The sequence below is a fragment of the Fulvivirga ligni genome (genome assembly GCF_021389935.1).
In the GTDB taxonomy this organism is placed as follows: domain Bacteria; phylum Bacteroidota; class Bacteroidia; order Cytophagales; family Cyclobacteriaceae; genus Fulvivirga; species Fulvivirga ligni.
This window is the reverse complement of sequence record NZ_CP089979.1, coordinates 172,329-191,654: the sequence shown is the minus strand read 5'-3', so window position 1 is coordinate 191,654 and position 19,326 is coordinate 172,329. Positions and strand designations below refer to the sequence as shown.

Below are 19,326 nucleotides of genomic sequence, written 5' to 3'. Positions count from 1 at the left end.
TTTTGAGATTAAAAAAGAATGTCAGATGATAACAATTTTGATCATGAAAGGTTATTGGATTACATTAACTAAAATTTTATGAGATCAACCCAGAAGCCTCAACCTGAAGGCGAGAAGGAAAATTCTACCTTGAAAGATAGCAAAGGAAAGCAACCCTCCAAATCTCAAAATGAACCTCCCTCTCATACCATCGAGAATTATTCCATTCCTATTAAAGAAACTTTAAAGGACGAAGAATATGCTACTAAACGATTAAATAAGATACTTTTTGCTCTTGATGCCTTTAAGAAAGGTGACATTTCCGTAAGGCTGAATAAAGAAGAAGATGATATTTTCTCCGAAATAGCTGAAGCCTACAATAGTATGGTGGAAATGATTTCCGGAGTGGGTGGAGAGGTTTCCAGAATATCTAAGGTAGCTGGTATTGAAGGAAATCTTACAGCCAGGGCCTCTGCGGAAAATGCGTCAGGCTTCTGGAAAGATATTATTAATAATATCAATGGTCTTGTAGATTCTATTGCCATACCGGTATTGGAGGTGGGTAAAGTACTGAAGAATATTTCAGGCGGTAATCTATATGAGAAATTTGAAATTCCTGTAACTGGTGATTTTAAGGTGATGGCCGAAACCATTAACAGAACCATTGATAACCTTAATCTATTTGCCGGAGAGGTAACGCGTGTGGCTCTTGAGGTGGGTACAGAAGGTAAGTTAGGTGGTCAGGCTACTGTTCCTAATGTAGCCGGTGTATGGAAGGACCTCACGGACAACGTGAATCTTATGGCTAGTAATCTTACCAATCAGGTGAGGGATATTGCCAACGTAGCTACAGCAGTAGGAAAGGGTAATCTTACTAAGAAAGTGTCGGTAGATGTGAAGGGTGAGTTCTTGGTGTTAAAGGAGAACATTAACCAGATGACTGATTCCCTAAATACCTTTGCAGATGAGGTTATTCGGGTGGCTCGTGAAGTGGGGACGGAAGGAAATCTTGGTGGACAGGCACGAGTGCCGGGAGTAGAAGGCGTATGGAAAGAACTGACCGAAAATGTGAATATGATGGCCAGCAACCTTACCTCACAGGTAAGGGATATTGCAAAAGTATCTACGGCCGTTGCACAAGGAGATTTAACGCAAAAGGTTTCCGTAGATGTAAAAGGTGAAATAGCCGATCTAAAGGAAAATATAAATAAAATGGTTGACTCGCTGAATATATTCAGTAATGAGGTGACCAGAGTGGCCCGTGAGGTGGGTACTGAAGGTAAGCTGGGAGCACAAGCAAATGTGCCCAACGTGGCTGGTGTTTGGAAAGATCTTACGGATAATGTGAATACCATGGGAAGTAATCTTACTGCCCAGGTACGAGATATTGCAAAAGTATCCTCTGCAGTGGCTCAAGGAGACTTGTCGCAAAAGGTAATGGTGGACGTAAAAGGTGAGATTGCTGATTTGAAGGCCAATATTAACGGAATGGTAGACTCGCTTAACATTTTCTCCGATGAGGTAACTCGTGTAGCTCGTGAAGTGGGTACAGAGGGTAAACTAGGAGGTCAGGCGAATGTGCCTAACGTGGCTGGCGTATGGAAGGAGCTAACCGATAATGTAAATACCATGGCCAGTAATCTTACTGCTCAGGTAAGGGATATTGCCGATGTAGCTATTGCTGTGGCTAAAGGGGATATGACTCAGAAAATTAAGGTGGATGCCAAAGGCGAAATTGCTGATCTAAAGGAGAATATAAACCTCATGGTGGATTCACTGAACATATTCTCAGATGAGGTGACCAGGGTGGCACGTGAAGTGGGTACCGAAGGTAAGCTGGGAGGGCAGGCGAATGTGCCAAACGTAGCCGGTGTATGGAAAGAGCTTACTGACAATGTAAATACCATGGCCAGTAACCTTACTTCTCAGGTAAGGGATATTGCCGATGTAGCTATAGCTGTGGCAAAAGGTGATATGACTCAAAAGATTACGGTAGATGTAAAAGGTGAGTTCTTAGAACTGAAGGAATATCTGAATCAGATGGTGGACTCACTGAACATATTTGCCAGTGAGGTAACACGTGTGGCTCGTGAAGTGGGCACGGAAGGTAATCTAGGAGGTCAGGCTCGAGTGCCAGGAGTTGAAGGACTATGGAAAGAGCTTACTGACAATGTAAATACCATGGCCAGCAACCTTACCGAGCAAGTACGAGATATTGCCAAGGTGTCAACAGCCGTAGCAAAGGGTGATTTGACAAAGAAAATCTCAGTAAATGTAAAAGGTGAGATACTTGAGCTGAAGGAGAATATCAACCAGATGGTGGATTCCCTGAATATATTTGCTAATGAGGTAACGCGTGTGGCTCGTGAAGTGGGTACAGAGGGTAACTTGGGTAGTCAGGCAAAAGTGCCAGGTGTTGAAGGTGTTTGGAAAGAACTTACTGATAATGTGAATACCATGGGTAGCAACCTTACTGCTCAGGTACGAGATATATCAAATGTGGCAACTGCCGTGGCTGAGGGTGACCTGAGTCAGAAGATTACAGTAAATGTAAAAGGTGAAATTGCTGATCTGAAGGAAAACCTAAACCGAATGGTGGATTCACTTAACGTATTTGCTGAAGAGGTAACTCGTGTGGCGCGTGAGGTGGGTACCGAAGGTAAACTAGGTGGTCAGGCTAACGTACCAGGTGTGGAAGGTGTTTGGAAGCAGCTCACTATGAATGTGAATATCATGGCGAATAACCTGACTACTCAGGTGCGTGGAATTGCAGGAGTAGCAACGGCTGTAGCAAGGGGTGACCTAACTCAAACCATTACTGTAGAGGTTCAGGGAGAGGTTCTAGAGCTTAAAAACATCATCAACCAGATGGTGGACTCACTGAACATATTTGCTGGTGAGGTAACCAGGGTTTCCAGAGAGGTGGGAACTGAAGGTAAGCTAGGTGGTCAGGCCAATGTACCAGGTGTTGAAGGTATTTGGAAGGAATTAACCATGAACGTGAACACCATGGCTAGCAACCTTACCTTACAAGTGCGAGATATTGCCCAGGTAGCAACCGCAGTGGCGAGAGGTGACCTGACTAAAAAGATTACAGTGGATGTAAACGGAGAGTTAGCAGTATTGAAAGAAAACCTCAATAAGATGGTGGACTCACTTAACGTATTCTCCAGCGAGGTAACTCGTGTGGCACGTGAGGTGGGAACTGAAGGTAAACTAGGTGGTCAGGCTAATGTACCGGGTGTAGAAGGCGTATGGAAGCAACTGACTGAAAATGTAAATATAATGGCGAACAACCTTACCACTCAGGTGCGGGGGATTGTTCGATTAGTAACGGCGGTATCGAAAGGAGATTTGACTCAAAAGTTCACCTTGGATGCCCGAGGTGAGGTAGCTGAGCTGGCAGAAACAATCAACTCAATGGTGACTATGCTTAACTCCCTAGCTCAAGAGGTAAGTAGGGTGGCAAGAGTGGCTGGTACGGAAGGTAAACTTACGGAACGTGTAGCCATGACCGATATCAGTGGAAGCTGGAAAGAATTGGTTGATACGCTAAATAACCTTTTGGGTTCAATTGTATCACCAGTATTGGAGGTAAGCCGTATAGTACGAGCCATTTCTGAGGGAGATCTTACGCAGAGAGTGGAGATCGCAACTGCTGGAGATATTCATTCTATGTCAAATGCACTTAACACTGCGGTAAGTAATTTGAATACCCTTCTATTGAATATCAACGAGAGTTCGATGGTAGTGGGTGAGTCCTCAGAGGAGATGGCTGCCAAAGGTCTGGATATGAATGAAATTACGGTTGATGTGGCAATCTCTATGCAGGAAATGGCGGAAGGTGCTAAGAATCAGGCGGGTAAAACGGATCAGGCCTTTAAATTGATAGAGGAAATCATGACCGTGACTGAAGAGACGGCACGAAAAGCAGAAATTGTGAACAATGCTGCAGCACTGGGTGTGAACACTTCTCAGATGGGTATGAAAACGGTTTCGCAGGTGGTGAAAAACATGGAGCAAATTTCTGCTTCAGCAGCTTTAACTACAAAAACCATTGAAATCTTAAGTGAGCGTTCTCAGGAAATTTCTAAATACCTTGGTGTAATCACCGACATCTCTGCTCAAACCAACCTACTTGCACTTAACGCAGCGATCGAGGCTGCTCGTGCAGGAGAAGCAGGTAAAGGTTTCGCCGTAGTAGCGGAAGAGATCAGAAAACTTGCTGAGGGTTCCAGGAAGTCTGCTAATGAAATTGAAACACTGGTAGCAGATGTAAAGAAAGATTCATCGTCTGCATCTACGGCTATTGTTAATATGACAGAGATGGTTGATAAAGGTAAGCAAGCTACATTCGAAGCCACGGAAGCCTTTAAAAACATTGCTGATTCAAGTAGTAAAACATTGGAAACAGCAGAAGACATTAAGGTGGCCACTGAGTTACAAAAGAAAAAGATTTCTGATGTAGTGAAATATGTGGAAGAGGTAGTGGATATCGCTGAACAAACAGCTTCTACCACGGATGGTGTTGCTACTACAGCTCAGCAATTATCTATTTCAATGGAAGAGTTTACTGAGTCTAGCCAGAACATGAAATTCATTGCAGAAGACTTACAGATGGGTATTGCTGCGTTCAGGTTATACCAAAATAATAATGGCGACTACTTCTCTCCACAGATTATTAGTAAAAGGGCTAATATTAGCGTGTCTCGAAGAACAATAAGAGAGGTTTCTCCTAAAACCAGTTCGAGCGTGCTAAAGGGAACTTCCAGTACTTTGAATAAAGGTGGTAATCAAAGTAGAGCTATCTCATCTCCATCCAAGAGATTGATGGCGTCTAAAATGTCAGATGCTAAGGAAAAGCCGGCAGAGAAACCAAAATCTACAAAGGCATCCGCAGCGACCAAAAAGACAACTGCTACACCTAAGAAAGATTCGACTTCTACACCTCGATCTAAAAAAGTGACAGGTACTGGTTCGAAGACTACTAAGCCAGCTACGACTAGAAAGAACACCAAGGGAGGTAAGAAATAGCCATGAGTGTAAAGGAGGTTGCAGCAAAGGCTAAAAAAGTCAAAGAAGAGCAGAGCTACCAGTTCGTCACGTTTGTCTTGGGTGGTGAGCACCATGCTGTTAAAATAGAGCATGTGAAGGAAGTGGCTGTTACGCCAAAAGTTTCTAAAATGCCTCGCACACCTTCTTTTATTAAGGGGGTGGCTAATGTGAGAGGTGAACTTATTGCCATTGTTGATTTAGAGGAGCGTTTCAATATGAAGCCGGTTCTTAGTTTAAATAGTGGTTTAAATAGTAAAACCTATACCATTGTGATAGATGCTGACACTTACACCATAGGTTTCACAGTAAATGAAGTTCCTAATACATTGATTTTAACTGATTCTCAAATCGATCGCTCAGCTGATGTGGTAGAGAAAGCGAAAATAAGAAACAGGTTTATTGATGGTGTAGGGAAGGCTGTAGGAGGTGATCTCATTATCCTCCTTGATATTCTTAAAGTATTGTCAGAAAGTGAAATAAGACAGATATCAAAATAATTATTGTTAAGAAAATAAGTTATGAGTAAAAACATTCTAGTGGTCGATGACTCTTATTACATGCGCGCAGTTTTGAGAATTATTCTTGAAGATGCGGGATATACTGTGGTAAATGAAGCGGCCAGCGGACAAGAGGCTATTCAGTGCGCAAAGGACGATCAGCCTGATCTGGTAACATTAGATTTAATTTTACCTGATAATTCCGGTCTCGATGTTTTAAAAACAATCAAACAGAACAGACCAGACCAGAAAGTAGTAGTGGTAAGTGCCGTGGGGCAAGAGAGTATAGTAAAGCAGGCGGAAGAAATAGGTGCTGCAGCTTACATTACAAAACCTTTTGAAGATGAAGAGGTGGTGAAAGTAATTAACAACGTCTTCATGTAGGTTCATGACTAATCGAGAAAAGGAACTAAGAGCAATATTTCTGGCTGAAACACAGCAGAGCTACGATCAAATTTCATCTGGCATTGTTAATCTGGAGAAATCACCAGGCAACGAAGAGTTGATTGCTGATATCTTCCGGTTACTGCACAATATGAAGGCCAATACGGCTGCGATGAAACTTGATGCTATCTCCACTTTAGCTCATGCGTTGGAGAATGTTTTTAGTGCCATTCGAGATAAAGAAATTACTTTTCAAGGGAATAATACCTCTGTCATCTTCAGAGGTATAGATCACATGGGTTATTTGATTACTAATATCAACGAGCCCAAATTACAGGAGGTAGATGCTGATTTGATTAATCAGATCAATGCCATTATTCAAAACGAGCCTACAGAGTTAATAAAGATTGAAGAAGAAAAGAGTGAATTTACATCAAGTAAAATTCATTTTTCAGACACGGTTTCCATTTCTTTAAAGCGTCTGGATGATCTCCTGAACCTTGTTGGAGAGTTAAATACTGGTAGAGATTTACTGGTGCAATTCGCAGAAGCTGCCAATAATCCACAAGTGAGCAATAATATTTCAAACATCTTTCGTATTGCTGACCGCATACAGGAAAGTATCATGACGGCCAGATTGGTAACGGTGAGCTCATTGTTTAATAAATTTCCTCGTATAGTTCGTGATATAGCTACTAGTGAAGGCAAGAAGATCAACCTTGTTCTAGAAGGTGCAGATACTACTATTGATAGAAATGTGCTCTCCGTGATTTCAGATGTTATGATTCACCTGATAAGAAATGCTGTGATCCATGGCATTGAATCAACGGAGGAAAGGGCAAAACATGGAAAGAAAGAAGAAGGTTTATTAAGGATTAAAGCTACCAGCGAAAAGGGGCAGGTTATTATTTCTACTACTGATGATGGTCGTGGAATAGATCCCAGTGCCATTAAAAAGAAGGCAGTTGATAAAAAACTGATCACTCAGCAAAAGGCTAAATCTTTAAATGATGATGAGGCCCTGGGTTTACTTTTCATGTCAGGATTCTCCATGGCTTCTAAAATAACAGAGTTTGCAGGCCGCGGCGTAGGGTTAGATATCGTGAAAAATGTAATTGACTCCATTGGTGGCGATCTTAAAATCCTCTCAGAGGTTGGTAAGAAAACCACCTTTAAGATGTCGTTACCTATATCACTTTCAGTGAAAGCGGCGCTATTATTTAAAGTAGATCAGGACCATTTTGCAGTTCCATTGCTGAATTTGTTTTCGGTGCATACCGCTAAGCAGCAGGAAATACATCATCTAAGCGGTGAGCTTATACTGGATTATAGAGAAGAAAGGATTCCACTCATTTATTTACATGATTTTCTGTTTTCAGAAGAGCCCAATGTGAATATGATCAACCTCAGACGTGAGGCCATTGATATAGTTATAGTTTGGTATAACAACCGGAAGTATGGCCTTATTGTAGATCAGATGTATAGGCAGCAGGAGATAATGATTAAACCATTACAGAAGCCATTGGATGACAGTGAGTTATTCAGTGGCATAACCTTGCTTAGTTCTGGTGAGATATGTTATGTGCTGGATGTGGCCAGCATTGCGAAAATTTATGAACAAAGAGAGAGTACAGTACAATTTTAATTAGCATGATGCTTTTACATAATATGACTTCACTGGAAAAAGATATATTAAAGGAATTGATGAATATCATTTTGGCCAAGGCGGCTGATTCTTTTGCGAAAATTTCAAAAGAAGAGGTGTTGATCAATGTTCCTGAGCTGAAAGAAGCCGAAAGCAAGACGGCGCTTGAAGAGCTCCTAATTCAAAATAACGTAGAAGTCATTATTCAGTCCGAGGTAAAGGGAGATATTTATGCTCATACTTTATTGCTGTTTTCTGATGAACACATGAGCAAGGTTGAATCCATATTCTTCAAAAGAATTCAACCTTCTAAAAAAATGAGAGAGTCACTGCTTTTGGAATGGAGTAATATCCTTACAGGCACTATGGTGACTCATCTGGCCAATTTCTTGAAGGTAAATATTTACGGTTCAGTGCCAATGCAACCCATTTATAGGGATTCTTTAAAGGGGAATGAGCTGCTTTTAGATTTAGATGTAACACGCCCAGTGCTATTTACAGTTAATGCACTATTTATGCCGAGTGAAAGCCAAATAAGTCTGCCTATGATTCTCATATTTGACATTCCAAATATGGAAAAGATTTTACACCTTATAAGAGAAATTAACAAGGATGATTTCAGGCTGCTAAAACTGTAGTTTACCGGCATCCATCCGTTGAATTCATGAATATTTACCTTATTTTAGCAATGTTAAACTAAAACGTGAACTACTATGCCAGATATATTATATGATGAGGTGCCTTCACTAAATTTGAATGATTTCACAGGTGGAGACGAGGCTAAAAGAAAGAAGTTTGTAGAGGATCTAGGGAATGCTTACAATAATATAGGTTTTGTAGCTATCAAAGGGCATTACCTTACTGATGAACTTTCCGAGAAACTTTATGCGGCTATTAAGAAATTCTTCTCTCTGGCTGACGGAGTAAAAGAGAAATATGAAATTCCTGGCTTAGCAGGTCAGCGCGGTTACATTGGAAAAGGGAAGGAGCATGCTAAAGGTCGTAAGACTGGTGACTTAAAGGAATTTTTCCATGTAGGTCAGGAAGTGACAGATGGAGACCCGATAAAAAGTGAATATCCTGATAACGTAAGTGTGGATGAGGTTCCGGAGTTATTGGAGATAGGTGTAGAAGTTTACAAAAGACTAGAGCAGACCGGAGTTGAGATGTTAAGAGCGATAGCCCTTTATCTTGGCCTTGAGGAAAATTATTTTGATAGCAGAGTAAAGAATGGTAATAGCATTTTAAGACCAATTCATTACTTCCCTATAGAAAACCCTGATGAGGTCCCTGATGATGCCGTTAGAGCAGCTGAACATGGAGATATAAACCTTATTACCTTGTTAATGGGTGCAAGTGCAGATGGATTGCAAGTGTTAAGAAGAGATGGAGAGTGGATTCCTATTACTGCGCTTCCTGAGCAGCTTGTAGTGAACGTAGGAGACATGCTTGAAAGGTTAACTAATAAGAAATTGAAGTCTACTATTCACAGAGTGGTGAACCCTCCAAAGGATCAGATGACCACTTCAAGATATTCTATCCCGTTCTTTATGCACCCAAGATCTGAAATGGATCTTACTTGTTTGGATAGCTGTATTGATGCGAATAATCCAAAAGAGTTTGAAGATATTACTGCTGGTGAATTTTTAAATCAAAGACTGGCAGAGATAGGGCTTAAAAAGTAAATTTTAACTCTTGTTTAAGCGAGTTAGATATTTCATTTTCCTGAGGGACGTTCTCTTATTGGCTGTTAGTGCTTTTGGCGGCCCTCAGGCTCATATAGCCATGATGTTTGACCTCATGGTGAAGAAAAGAGGATATCTAACGGAGGAAGATTTGATCGAGTTAAATGCTCTCTGTCAAATACTTCCAGGTCCTACTTCCACGCAAACCGTTACTGCAATAGGTTTTAAAATAGGTGGTCCCAACCTGGCATATTTAACCTTGCTTGTGTGGATGATCCCCGCCGTTACTATTATGACGGTGGCTGGAATTACCATTTCTTCATTAGAATCTACAGAGTTTACCCGTTTCATACAGCCGATGGCCGTAGGTTTTGTAGGCTTTGCAGGCTTAAGGATCTCTCAAAAGGTTATAAAAACTAAGACAGCTGCCATGTTATGGGTGCTGTCATTTATAGCTTCACTGTTCTTCGGTTCAGGGTCACCCTTCGCTTTTCCTATTATGCTTTTAATTGGAGGTGCTTTTACGGCTCTAAAATATAAAGCACAACCTATTGAAGAGAAAAAGGGTATAAAAATCCATTGGGCTAACTTTCTGTTATGGGCAGGATTTTTTGTTTTTATAGCCATAATGGGACATTTCACAAGGTTCCGTCCGGTACTTCTTCTTGAAAACTTTTATAGAAATGGTAGTTTGATTTTTGGCGGTGGGCAGGTGTTAATTCCTTTTCTATATGGTGAGTTCGTTGAGTTCAAACACTATCTTACTTCAGAGCAGTTTTTGTCAGGCTATGCTTTAGTACAGTCAGTACCTGGTCCGGTTTTTTCCTTTTGCGCTTATATCGGAGCTATCTCTATGAATGATTATGGTATCGGCTACCAAATTCTTGGTGCTCTGGCAGCAGCCATTGGTATCTTTCTACCTGGAACGTTCCTCATCTTCTTTGTCATACGTTTTTGGGAAAATCTAAAGAAATATAGGATCGTAAAAGCTTCTCTGGAGGGCATCAATGCAGCTAGTGCTGGTATGGTGGTGTCTGCTGCTATACTTATGTTCTTACCATTGCAGATAAATACCTTAAATATATCAGTAACATTGGCTACGTTCTTACTGCTGGTGTTTACTAAGATTCCGCCGCCAGTAATAATCCTGATTGGTCTTGTAATCGGATTTATATTCTAATTCAACTGATTAACTGATGGCAGTTATGATTATGGAAAGGGCATAAAAAAAGCTCGATGAAAAATCATCGAGCTTTTTTTATTTTCTTTATTCTTAACCTAACTTAAATGTGATAGGTAAAATAATTCTTTGCTTAACAGGTTTTCCACGCTGCTTTGGAGGACTCCATTTTGGTGCTGTTTTGATTACTCTAACAGCTTCTTCGTCACAACCAGCTCCGATACCTTTTACTGCTTTTACATCAGTAAGTGAACCATCTTTATCTACAACGAACTGAACGAAAACTTTACCTTCGATACCCATTCTTCTTGCTTGCGCAGGGTATTTAAGCTTATCTCCAACAAATTTGTAGAATGCTGGATACCCACCAGGAGGCATTGCAGGATCTTCAACAATTTGGAAGATTTCTTCAGCAACTTCTTCTTCAGGAGCCTCTTCTACAATAATGTCTTCAATTACTTCTTCTTCGGTAATTTCCACATCAAGGTCCACATCAATTTCTTCTTCGATTTCCTCTTCATCTGGTACCTCAATGATTTCAGGCTGCTGCACCTTTGGTGGTGGGGGAGGTGGCTGTTCTGTTGGTGGAATTTCCAACAAATCTTCAAAATCATCGCTCGCTTGACTTATGTCTAACTGCTCACCGTCATCGTATTTTTTGAATTCAAATGCAAAAACTACGAGACTCATGGTAAGCAACAGACCTATGTTGAAGAAAAGACCTGATTTTCCTCTTAAGTCAGCTTTTTTAGTCTTTTTAGCTTCCATTATTAGTTGTTTCTACTCGTTTTTCTATTAAAAATTAAATGAGTCTATTACCCAAATATACAAAATTAAATTAATTACTGAGTTAAGTTCTCAGCTTATTCATTATGTAGAACAAAGATAATCCCAATAAAGATCCCGCTGTGTTGGCAATGGCATCATACAGATCCATAGATCTGCCAGGAATTAGGCTCTGAACCATTTCTATAGCGATACCATAGACCACAGAGAAAATCACGCCTACAAGCACAGCCAGAAGAATTTTAGCTTCTGATTTTGGGTGATAAAATACACCATTTATGAGTAGGAAGGAGAGCACAAAAAAGATGAAGGCATGTCCTAACTTGTCATAATCAAAAAGTGCTACATCGGGTACGGATTCTCCAGGCGTAAGCGTGAGCACTAATATTAGTATAGCCCAGGCTGCGGCACCTATGAGGTATTTATTCAATTATCCTCCGATTATATCTTTGTACTCATCTGCAGATAACAACTCAGCAGTGTCAGCATCAGTAATCTTTACTTTAATCAACCATCCTTTTTCGTAAGGATCTTCGTTGATAAGCTCAGGAGATGATTCTAGCTCCTCGTTCACTTCTTCTACAGTACCAGTAATAGGCATAAATAGATCAGAAACGGTTTTTACAGCTTCCACTGTACCAAATACTTCACCTTGCTCTACTTCTTCGCCTTCAGTTTCAATGTCAACATAAACAATGTCGCCAAGCTCGCCCTGTGCGAAATCAGTGATACCAATTGTGGCAGTGTCACCGTCAATTTTCACCCACTCGTGATCTTTAGTATACTTTAATGATTCTGGTATGTTCATAGTTCTAGTTTTAATTTTCTGCACCAAAAATACATTCTAATTTTTTAATGCTAAAATTTTACTGAGCTAAACTAAATCTTAATTGAAAACCAGCTCTTGTAGTAGTACGTCTGTAGGTAGATGATATCTTAGGTTCGTTGATACTTCTCTCAAAGTAGAATTGAATATTTAACTTTTCATTCAATACATAATTGATGTTTGGTCGTAGTTGGAAGTTGAGATTTCCATCTGTGATTGTGTTAGTATCATCAATTTTTCTTTGAATAGTTTGTGTATCTCTTACAGTCACATTCATTCTAAATGTCAGGTCATTTTTAAGTGTAATTACTCGTCCTTGAGACTTGAATGGTAGTTTGAAATTTGATTTGGTAAAACCAACTTCAAGCACTACATCATTACTTTTCACCTCTGTTACCTGTGCGTTAGTTACCTGCAGGGCTACATCTCTACTTACTTTATATTCTGCCCTTACAGACATTCTGCTTTTCGTTCTAACATTTACACCTATAAGTGGAGAGAATTGCTCTCTAATGATAACCTGGTCAATAATATACTTCGGTTTTACATTGCCATCTATTTCTTGTGAAAATTGATCTCTATTGTATGATTCAATGTCGTTTTCAAGTCCTAGTCCATCAGAATAGGTTACTTCATTTACATAGTTAGAGATAGTATAATCTGACTGATAACCGTGGGTGATACTTATTGATTGGAAAATATTTGCCAACGCCTTGATTTTACCTAACCCTGCATAGTCGATTCTCCAGTTCGGTAATGGCGTACTAGGGAAAGGACTTAGACCTGTGCTTGAAACATCCTTACCTGAGTAGGCAGCCATAAACGCCGGTATAAGAACATCCTGAGAGTTAGTGTCATACTTTAGCCCTGTCTCTTGCTCAAATCTTCTTAAGATTTCCTCTCTGTTTCTTTCAAAGTCTTGGAATACAGGAGAGTTGTTCTGATCATCATCTTTTTGGAATGCTGACTTGATGGCAATATAGGAAATGGAGTAAGCTCCGCCTCTGTTTCTTGATATACCTTCAAATACGCTTAGGGTATCATTATAATGGAATATTTCCTGATAAGAGCTACTCTTAGTTTTCTGTATGTCCAGTTGTATTTTTAGATCTTTAAATGGCTCCAGATTACCCTTGATGTTATAATCTACCGTCTGGGTTTGGGTAAATGGCGTGGTGAGTTCCGGATTTCTGGTGATAAGACCTTCTCTGGCTAATCTCGTTCTGATTGAAGGATCTTGAGAACCTAAAATGAATCCCCAACCAGGCTCATTAAAGCTGCTGTCCATACCGAATAAGAAAGGCTGCCCCGTATATCCAGGTAACATGGTTCCTTCTCTAAGCGAATAAGTACCATTCACAGATCTTAAAGACATTAATAATCTGAAAAATCCTTTAGCTAGTTTGTTCTCAGACTTCTGAGTTTGGGTAGTATCTGCCTTTTGGTTGGGTCTTAGGGAGCTTCTTCTGTTATTCTTTGGAGGAGAATTTATTTCTTTAAGGAAGTTAACCTTATTATAAAGTTTAACCATATCAAGCTTTCCTCTTACCGTGTTATCTCTGCTGTTTTGAAGGGTATTACCAAAATTCAAATTTTGATCGTCAGGATCGGTATATAACGGACCTGCTTTCCAGTTAAACCCTACTTGATATTGATAGTCAGTATCTAACCAATCAGTAAGTGGAATTTTATCCAGCGGAAGACTATAATTAGCACTGATGCTCTGGTCGAAATTTTTCATTCTACCTAAGTGCTTTAAGTTGGTCATGATTGAATCCTGATATTCTCCAGACGAGATAAATCGGTTGCTTTCTGATTGACTAAAGCCACCGTTAGGGTCTGAATCCGGCTCATCAATTACCGCGGCCGCTCTAGCGGAGTAATCAATGCTGAGGCTCTTAGTTAAATCCCACTGAAGGTTATAGCTTCTATTGAAGTAGAAATATTTTTCAAAGTTGGTTTGCTGAATAACGTTCTCACTGTTTCTATAAGCAGTTTTTTCTAACCTTCTTTGTAATTCACCCCTTACACCGATGCTATTAGGCAAGAAATTGACATTAAAATCTTTAATCAGTTGCAAGTACTTAGACTTTAAGAACTTTGAATTTTTGAATGGCTCCCAGGGTTCTATTTGCGTGCTGTAGTTATAAGCTACGGCTGCATTATAGTTTTTAAATAATTGCTGCTCCAGGTTAAAGTTGCTACGCTCCATTTCACTGTAAGCATAGCTGAAAGAAAGGTTCTCTATGTCATATATATGTTTCTTGGCATCTGGTTTTACCTTGACCTTTCTGACGTTTGTGAAGTTGATACTTTTCCTGGTGGTGATGTCTGTTGTCATCTTTTCATATTCTCTTTTACTCTCCTCGTCTTCAAAATCTAACAAGGAAGCTTCCAGGGTTATGTCAGGGTTTGCTGGGTCGTACTTTGGCTTAATAGTAGTCTTTTCATAGCTGACATACATCGGTATTTTTAAACCAAGTTGCTCTGGCAAAAGCTTATCTACGTTTACATTAGCAGATACATCATAAGCTGTAGTTTCTTCTCGAGTTCTCTCGGCTATTTTTGATTGTAAACCACCAAAACCAAAAGTAGTATGTCTGGCAGTTGCTGTAATATTAGCGAAGTCAGCCAACTTGGTATTTAATGTCGCATTTGCCGCCCAACCTTTAGTTCTGTCAAAGTCCGTAACACGCAATTCGTTGGCCCAAATACATATATCCTGGTTTTGTCCATCGTCTTTGGTATTCCTTACCCCAATGGTTAGCCAGGTGATGGCACTCATATCAGGATTTCCTCTTAGTCGTAGTCTATGTTGATCATCTAGTTCTTTAGGACCATTTAAAGGATATAATTCTCTTATTGAGACACCATCTCTTGCCCTACCTGCTTTTAAAGCATACAGTTGATCGACATCCAGATCAATCTCATTGGCAGCTGGCCAGATAGATTCCGCAGTTTCGGATCCTTTAGGGGTAATTTTAAGAGGCACTTCTATTTCGTAATAGTTAGAATCTACATCAGAGCCTAGTCTTAAGAATGCTGTTACTTCATCATCTTCAGCTATCTCACTATCAGCATGGAAGAACATTTTAATTCTACCATAGTTGATCAGGTCAAGTCCTACTTGCTTAAAAGCAGCACCAGCATGACCATCTTCTAAGCCATCTACACAAATTTGAAGTGATTGCTCATTTAATCTTCTTTGTAATGAAGATGTATTGTCTCTATCTCTATTTAATCCTGGAGGTAAAACATAAGGAGACATAGTTTCGCTACCACTACCATTTTCCTCAACGTTTACCACGGATACTGTTAGGTTATCATAACCTAGGTTTTGATCAGACACAGAACCAAAGTCAGGGTCTTCTATTGGTGAGTTATATTTTCTCCATCTACTGGCTACAAATCTGAAATTTACCATTCTCAGTACCACAGGCTCTTGCCAGTCAGTAAGGTAAGTTCTTATGTATTTTATGGATTTGAAGCCTGATATTTCTCCGTAAGTTGGCAGGTTAGCCTGTCTGATCGGAATTCTAAATAGATACCAGTTTACTCCATCTTCGGTAGTTGCCTGATCTACCACATATTTATTGCCTTCGAGATTTCCTGGGTCCAGGTCTACTTTGTACTCATAGTATTCTTCTAGAGAGCTAAGTGTATTATCGTTATTAAGATCTTCGTTATCAGGAATGGTAGTGGCGGACGGTGTATAAAGTGAATTCTGACTAGAAACCACAGGAGAGTTATTCTCCAGACCATTATAATTCTTATATCTTTCTAAAAGACCTGCATTTCTGCTGTCTAAATCATCACCTAAGAAGTAATTGAAATTATCAGCTGCCGGGTCTTCAAGTTGTCTGAACTTATCTGGGTATTGAGAGTAAGATCTTTCTTTCTCATCACTCATACCATTAAGACCAACATCCTGATTACCGCGTGACGATTCAGAGTTGTCAAACGCATTAGTTAAATACTGCTGATCGGTTACATAACCCCAAGGGTCTGACTCAGAAACACTTGTCGGATTTTCGAATGAATAGCCACTAGCCGGTAATCCATTTTCAAAGGCATGTTTTTTATCTGGAATTACGTCTTCAGATATACTTCCAAGGTTGAAGAAAAGATCACCACCGGTACTGTTAGGTTTTACATTACCTCGACCATCATCAATATTACCATTTGGTCCATTGATAAACGGATCCATTAGCCAAAATTCGATGTACTCAATGTTTGCCTTATCAAAATCTACCTCAGATCTGATGGCACTAGTCATACCACCCCAGTTGTTTCTGATAGCAGATGGACTAGTGAATATCCCTTCGTTGTTAGTCTCGCCCGTGTTAAAGTTATATTGACCTCTTTCTGCCGGGTAGTAGGCAATGTCAAAAGTCTGCTGAATATTAATGATATTACGATCGAGGTTAGGGAAAATTTCCTGAGGAATAACCTGTCTAATGTAGTTGTTTTGCAAAGCCTCGTCAGTAATGTTGCTAGGCTTTCTTCTATCGTTTCGGTAGAATAAATTGTCAATTGTATACCAGGCAATCTTACCTCTTCTGAATCCATTCTCTAAACCAGACTGGTCACCATTAAATCTTTGGCTATTGGTGTTAGGTGTCGAAGCGAGCTTCCAACTGGTAGGGTTACTCAATGAATATGGTGTTGCTGAGTTCTCAAAATCATCAATGTACGATGTTCCTTCGCCATCTATGATGTTTGATGTACCTGGAATTAACTGAGCAAACTCTGCATTAAATGATATACTTGATGGTTCTTTGGTTTGAATAAGGGGAAGCTTATCCAACATTTTGGTTAAGAATCTTGACTCTTTCTGCACGTTGATGTCAAAACCATATTTAGTGTTTCTGGTAGGCTCGCTACCTACGCTGATTCTTGAGATCAATGGCCTCTCGTTAAGGTGCAGTAAAGTGGCACCTATTGTGATATCATCGTCAACTTTATAATCTAATCGAGTTCCTAATAGCGTTCTTGACTGGAAGTTGAAAAGATCGGCTTTTTCGTAAGAGATTGTGATTTCCTTCCCGGAATTTAATACACCTTCATTCAAAATATTAACCTTTCCAAAAGTATAATCTACCTGATAATCAACCCCTTCCTGTAGTGGCGATCCCCCAGCAAAAACTTTAACGGATCCCTCGGCAATGTTAAATCCAGGGATAACAATTTCCGTGGAAGAGCCGGCCTGGTATCGACCTACGATGACATATTTATTTTTTGTGGTAACTAACTCAGCGTCATTTTTAGTGCTATTGTAGAGCTCATCATAAACGTATTTGTCTATGAGAGTCTGTTGTCTGGCTCCATCGTCATTTTCAAATTCTTCTCTTAGCGGATCGGCAAACGGCTGCAGGTAAGGGAAGATAATCAAGCCATTGGCTGCGTTAATGGTTACACCTTCCACATAGTCAAAGTTTCCATCGGGTTGTGGATCCTCGTTTTGATTCAGTTTATCTAAGCCTAGTATTCTAATTAAAGGAAACTGGCTGGCAGTGCGGCCTTCTTGTAATTGTGGGTTATCAATACCTGTATTATCATCTCTATAGATTACTCTTAAATCAAAACCTTCTTCAGCGATATTAGAACCAGTAAGGTTATAGATGTTCTTCATCATCAGATCCCAGGTAGGTATATCTTTGCCAGACTGATCTGTGATACTGATTTTTTTAGGTCTTAATAGTTTAAGGTAAACAGCATCATCTTCTGGTAGATTACTGTAGTCGGTAGATAATTCACCAACAGTATAAGACTGGTTTCTGTAATAATATTGATAGGCCACAGCCAGAGCTTCATCGTTTTGTAGCTTCCTGTTTAAGGTGATATACCCTAGAGCAGGATCGAAGGTATATTCACTTGGGTCTAGTTTCCTTGCACTATTTATCTTCTCATAATCTAGGCCTTCTTTTAGAGGTGTTCCGAAAAGTGAATTTCCAAGATTATTAAGTTCTCCATCTATGGCGTCAGACGATCGGTTTAAGTTTTGAAGTTCGCTCCAAAGAGAGTTAGCGTTGTTGGTGTTAGCCTCAACATTGGTTGTATTATAGGCTCTATATAAATTTTCTGAATTGGGCTCAGCTAAATCCATAAGTCCCACTACATCTCTTAATGTCTGAGTATCTCCATTTCTTTGGGCAATGTAAACCTCTACTCTGGTTACTCTTACTCCAGAATTTACGTTTGGAATAGTATTTAACCACTTTTCATAGTTGTCTCTGAAGAAATGGCCTAAGAAAAAGTGTCTGTTTTCATCATAGTTAGATCCCTGGATCTCAAATTCTCTTCCCTGAGCACCTGTTCCACCATCTATAGTGATAGACTCTGATTTACCTCTTTGAGTAGAGGCTACGGTAGTAACATATAAATCACCAAACTGCATTTGAGCTTTTACACCAAAAAGGTTCTGAGCTCCTGTAATCAGGCTATTATTTAGAGGAAGGCTAACATTACCTATTTCTAGTTTCTGAAGGATATCTTCCTCATAACCAGTGTATTCTACCTTTAAGTTGTTTTCAAAGTCAAAGGAATTGTTGTTGTCAAAATTGGCCGTTACCTGTAGTTTTTCACCGATCTTACCTACCACATTCATGCTGATCTGCTGATCAAATTCAAAACCACCACTTCTTTGCTGGCGGATTGGAATGTTTGGGTTATTAATTCTTTGCCATCTACCTCCAAAATCTAAGGTCACAAAACCTCTGGGGATGATTTCTACATAGGTTCCACCGAAAATTCTATCGAAGATAGGACTTACATAGATAGGTGGAATTAAATTTCTACCACTCACGGCACTTTCTCCATCTAAACCTTCAGATCTGCCTTTCCAATACTGCTTTAGTTGCTGACGTTCCTGATATTGTTTGAACTCCTCAAAAGTCATCGAAGAAGTAGGGCGGTAGTTGATATCACCAATTTTTTCATAAATGGTGTAATTCATGCTGGTGTCTATTTCAACATCCAGCTTTAAACTTGCAGGATCTTCTAAAAGGAGAGGAGAAGGACTTGTTGTATTACTAAACGGATCACCAAATCTGTCTTTTGGCTGATATGTAGGTTTTCTGGTTGGCGCATATGGCTGATTTTGTATGGAATCCTGCTTAACAGAATCCTGTCTTGTGGTGTCTTGCTCTTGGAATAAAGCATATTCTAAATCCTCAATGGTTTTAAAATCTAAATTCTTTGAGTTAACGGAATAGTCTATTCCTACCCAAATCACAAAAGCACATAATACAGCGAATAGCGATTTATGAAATCTCCTTAATATCAAAACT

At 39.8% G+C, this 19,326-nt stretch carries 11 protein-coding genes; 7 read left to right on the top strand and 4 right to left on the bottom strand.

Annotation, left to right across the window (positions count from 1 at the left end; all coding sequences use genetic code 11):
• The first annotated feature begins 78 nt into the window (after positions 1-78).
• The 7 genes from LVD16_RS00875 (at position 79) to chrA (ending at position 10,425) form a co-directional block, all read left to right on the top strand.
• Positions 79-5,013, top strand: coding sequence for a HAMP domain-containing protein (locus tag LVD16_RS00875; protein WP_233771699.1), 4,935 nt, complete (start codon positions 79-81; stop codon positions 5,011-5,013).
• Positions 5,014-5,015: 2 nt separating this feature from the next.
• Positions 5,016-5,531 (top strand): chemotaxis protein CheW, encoded by a 516-nt coding sequence (locus LVD16_RS00870; RefSeq protein WP_233771698.1) that lies wholly within the window; start codon positions 5,016-5,018, stop codon positions 5,529-5,531.
• A gap of 21 nt (positions 5,532-5,552) precedes the next feature.
• Positions 5,553-5,915 carry a response regulator gene (locus LVD16_RS00865; RefSeq protein WP_233771697.1) on the top strand — a complete coding sequence of 121 codons (363 nt, stop codon included), beginning with the start codon at positions 5,553-5,555 and terminating at the stop codon, positions 5,913-5,915.
• A 4-nt stretch (positions 5,916-5,919) separates the two neighbouring features.
• A complete protein-coding gene (locus LVD16_RS00860) occupies positions 5,920-7,560 on the top strand; it encodes a chemotaxis protein CheA (RefSeq protein ID WP_233771696.1) in 1,641 nt (546 codons plus the stop codon).
• 5 nt (positions 7,561-7,565) lie between these two features.
• Positions 7,566-8,198: a chemotaxis protein CheC gene (locus tag LVD16_RS00855; RefSeq protein WP_233771695.1), complete on the top strand. Its 633-nt coding sequence runs from the start codon at positions 7,566-7,568 to the stop codon at positions 8,196-8,198.
• A gap of 75 nt (positions 8,199-8,273) precedes the next feature.
• Positions 8,274-9,245 (top strand): isopenicillin N synthase family dioxygenase, encoded by a 972-nt coding sequence (locus tag LVD16_RS00850; protein WP_233771694.1) that lies wholly within the window; start codon positions 8,274-8,276, stop codon positions 9,243-9,245.
• Between the two features lie 10 nt (positions 9,246-9,255).
• On the top strand, positions 9,256-10,425 hold the full coding sequence (chrA, locus tag LVD16_RS00845; RefSeq protein WP_233771693.1) for a chromate efflux transporter: 1,170 nt from the start codon (positions 9,256-9,258) through the stop codon (positions 10,423-10,425).
• Positions 10,426-10,518: 93 nt separating this feature from the next.
• Here the strand turns inward: chrA and LVD16_RS00840 are convergent, their stop codons facing one another.
• The 4 genes from LVD16_RS00840 to sov all read right to left on the bottom strand — a co-directional run bounded on the left by LVD16_RS00840 (position 10,519) and on the right by sov (position 19,322).
• On the bottom strand, positions 10,519-11,193 hold the full coding sequence (locus LVD16_RS00840; protein ID WP_233771692.1) for an energy transducer TonB: 675 nt from the start codon (positions 11,191-11,193) through the stop codon (positions 10,519-10,521).
• An 82-nt stretch (positions 11,194-11,275) separates the two neighbouring features.
• Complete coding sequence (locus LVD16_RS00835; protein WP_233771691.1) at positions 11,276-11,641, bottom strand: VanZ family protein; 366 nt, start codon at positions 11,639-11,641, stop codon at positions 11,276-11,278.
• Positions 11,642-12,019, bottom strand: a complete 378-nt coding sequence (gene gcvH / locus LVD16_RS00830; protein ID WP_233771690.1) for a glycine cleavage system protein GcvH — start codon at positions 12,017-12,019, stop codon at positions 11,642-11,644. It lies immediately after the preceding gene.
• A gap of 58 nt (positions 12,020-12,077) precedes the next feature.
• On the bottom strand, positions 12,078-19,322 hold the full coding sequence (gene sov / locus LVD16_RS00825) for a T9SS outer membrane translocon Sov/SprA (RefSeq protein ID WP_233771689.1): 7,245 nt from the start codon (positions 19,320-19,322) through the stop codon (positions 12,078-12,080).
• Positions 19,323-19,326 lie beyond the last annotated feature (4 nt).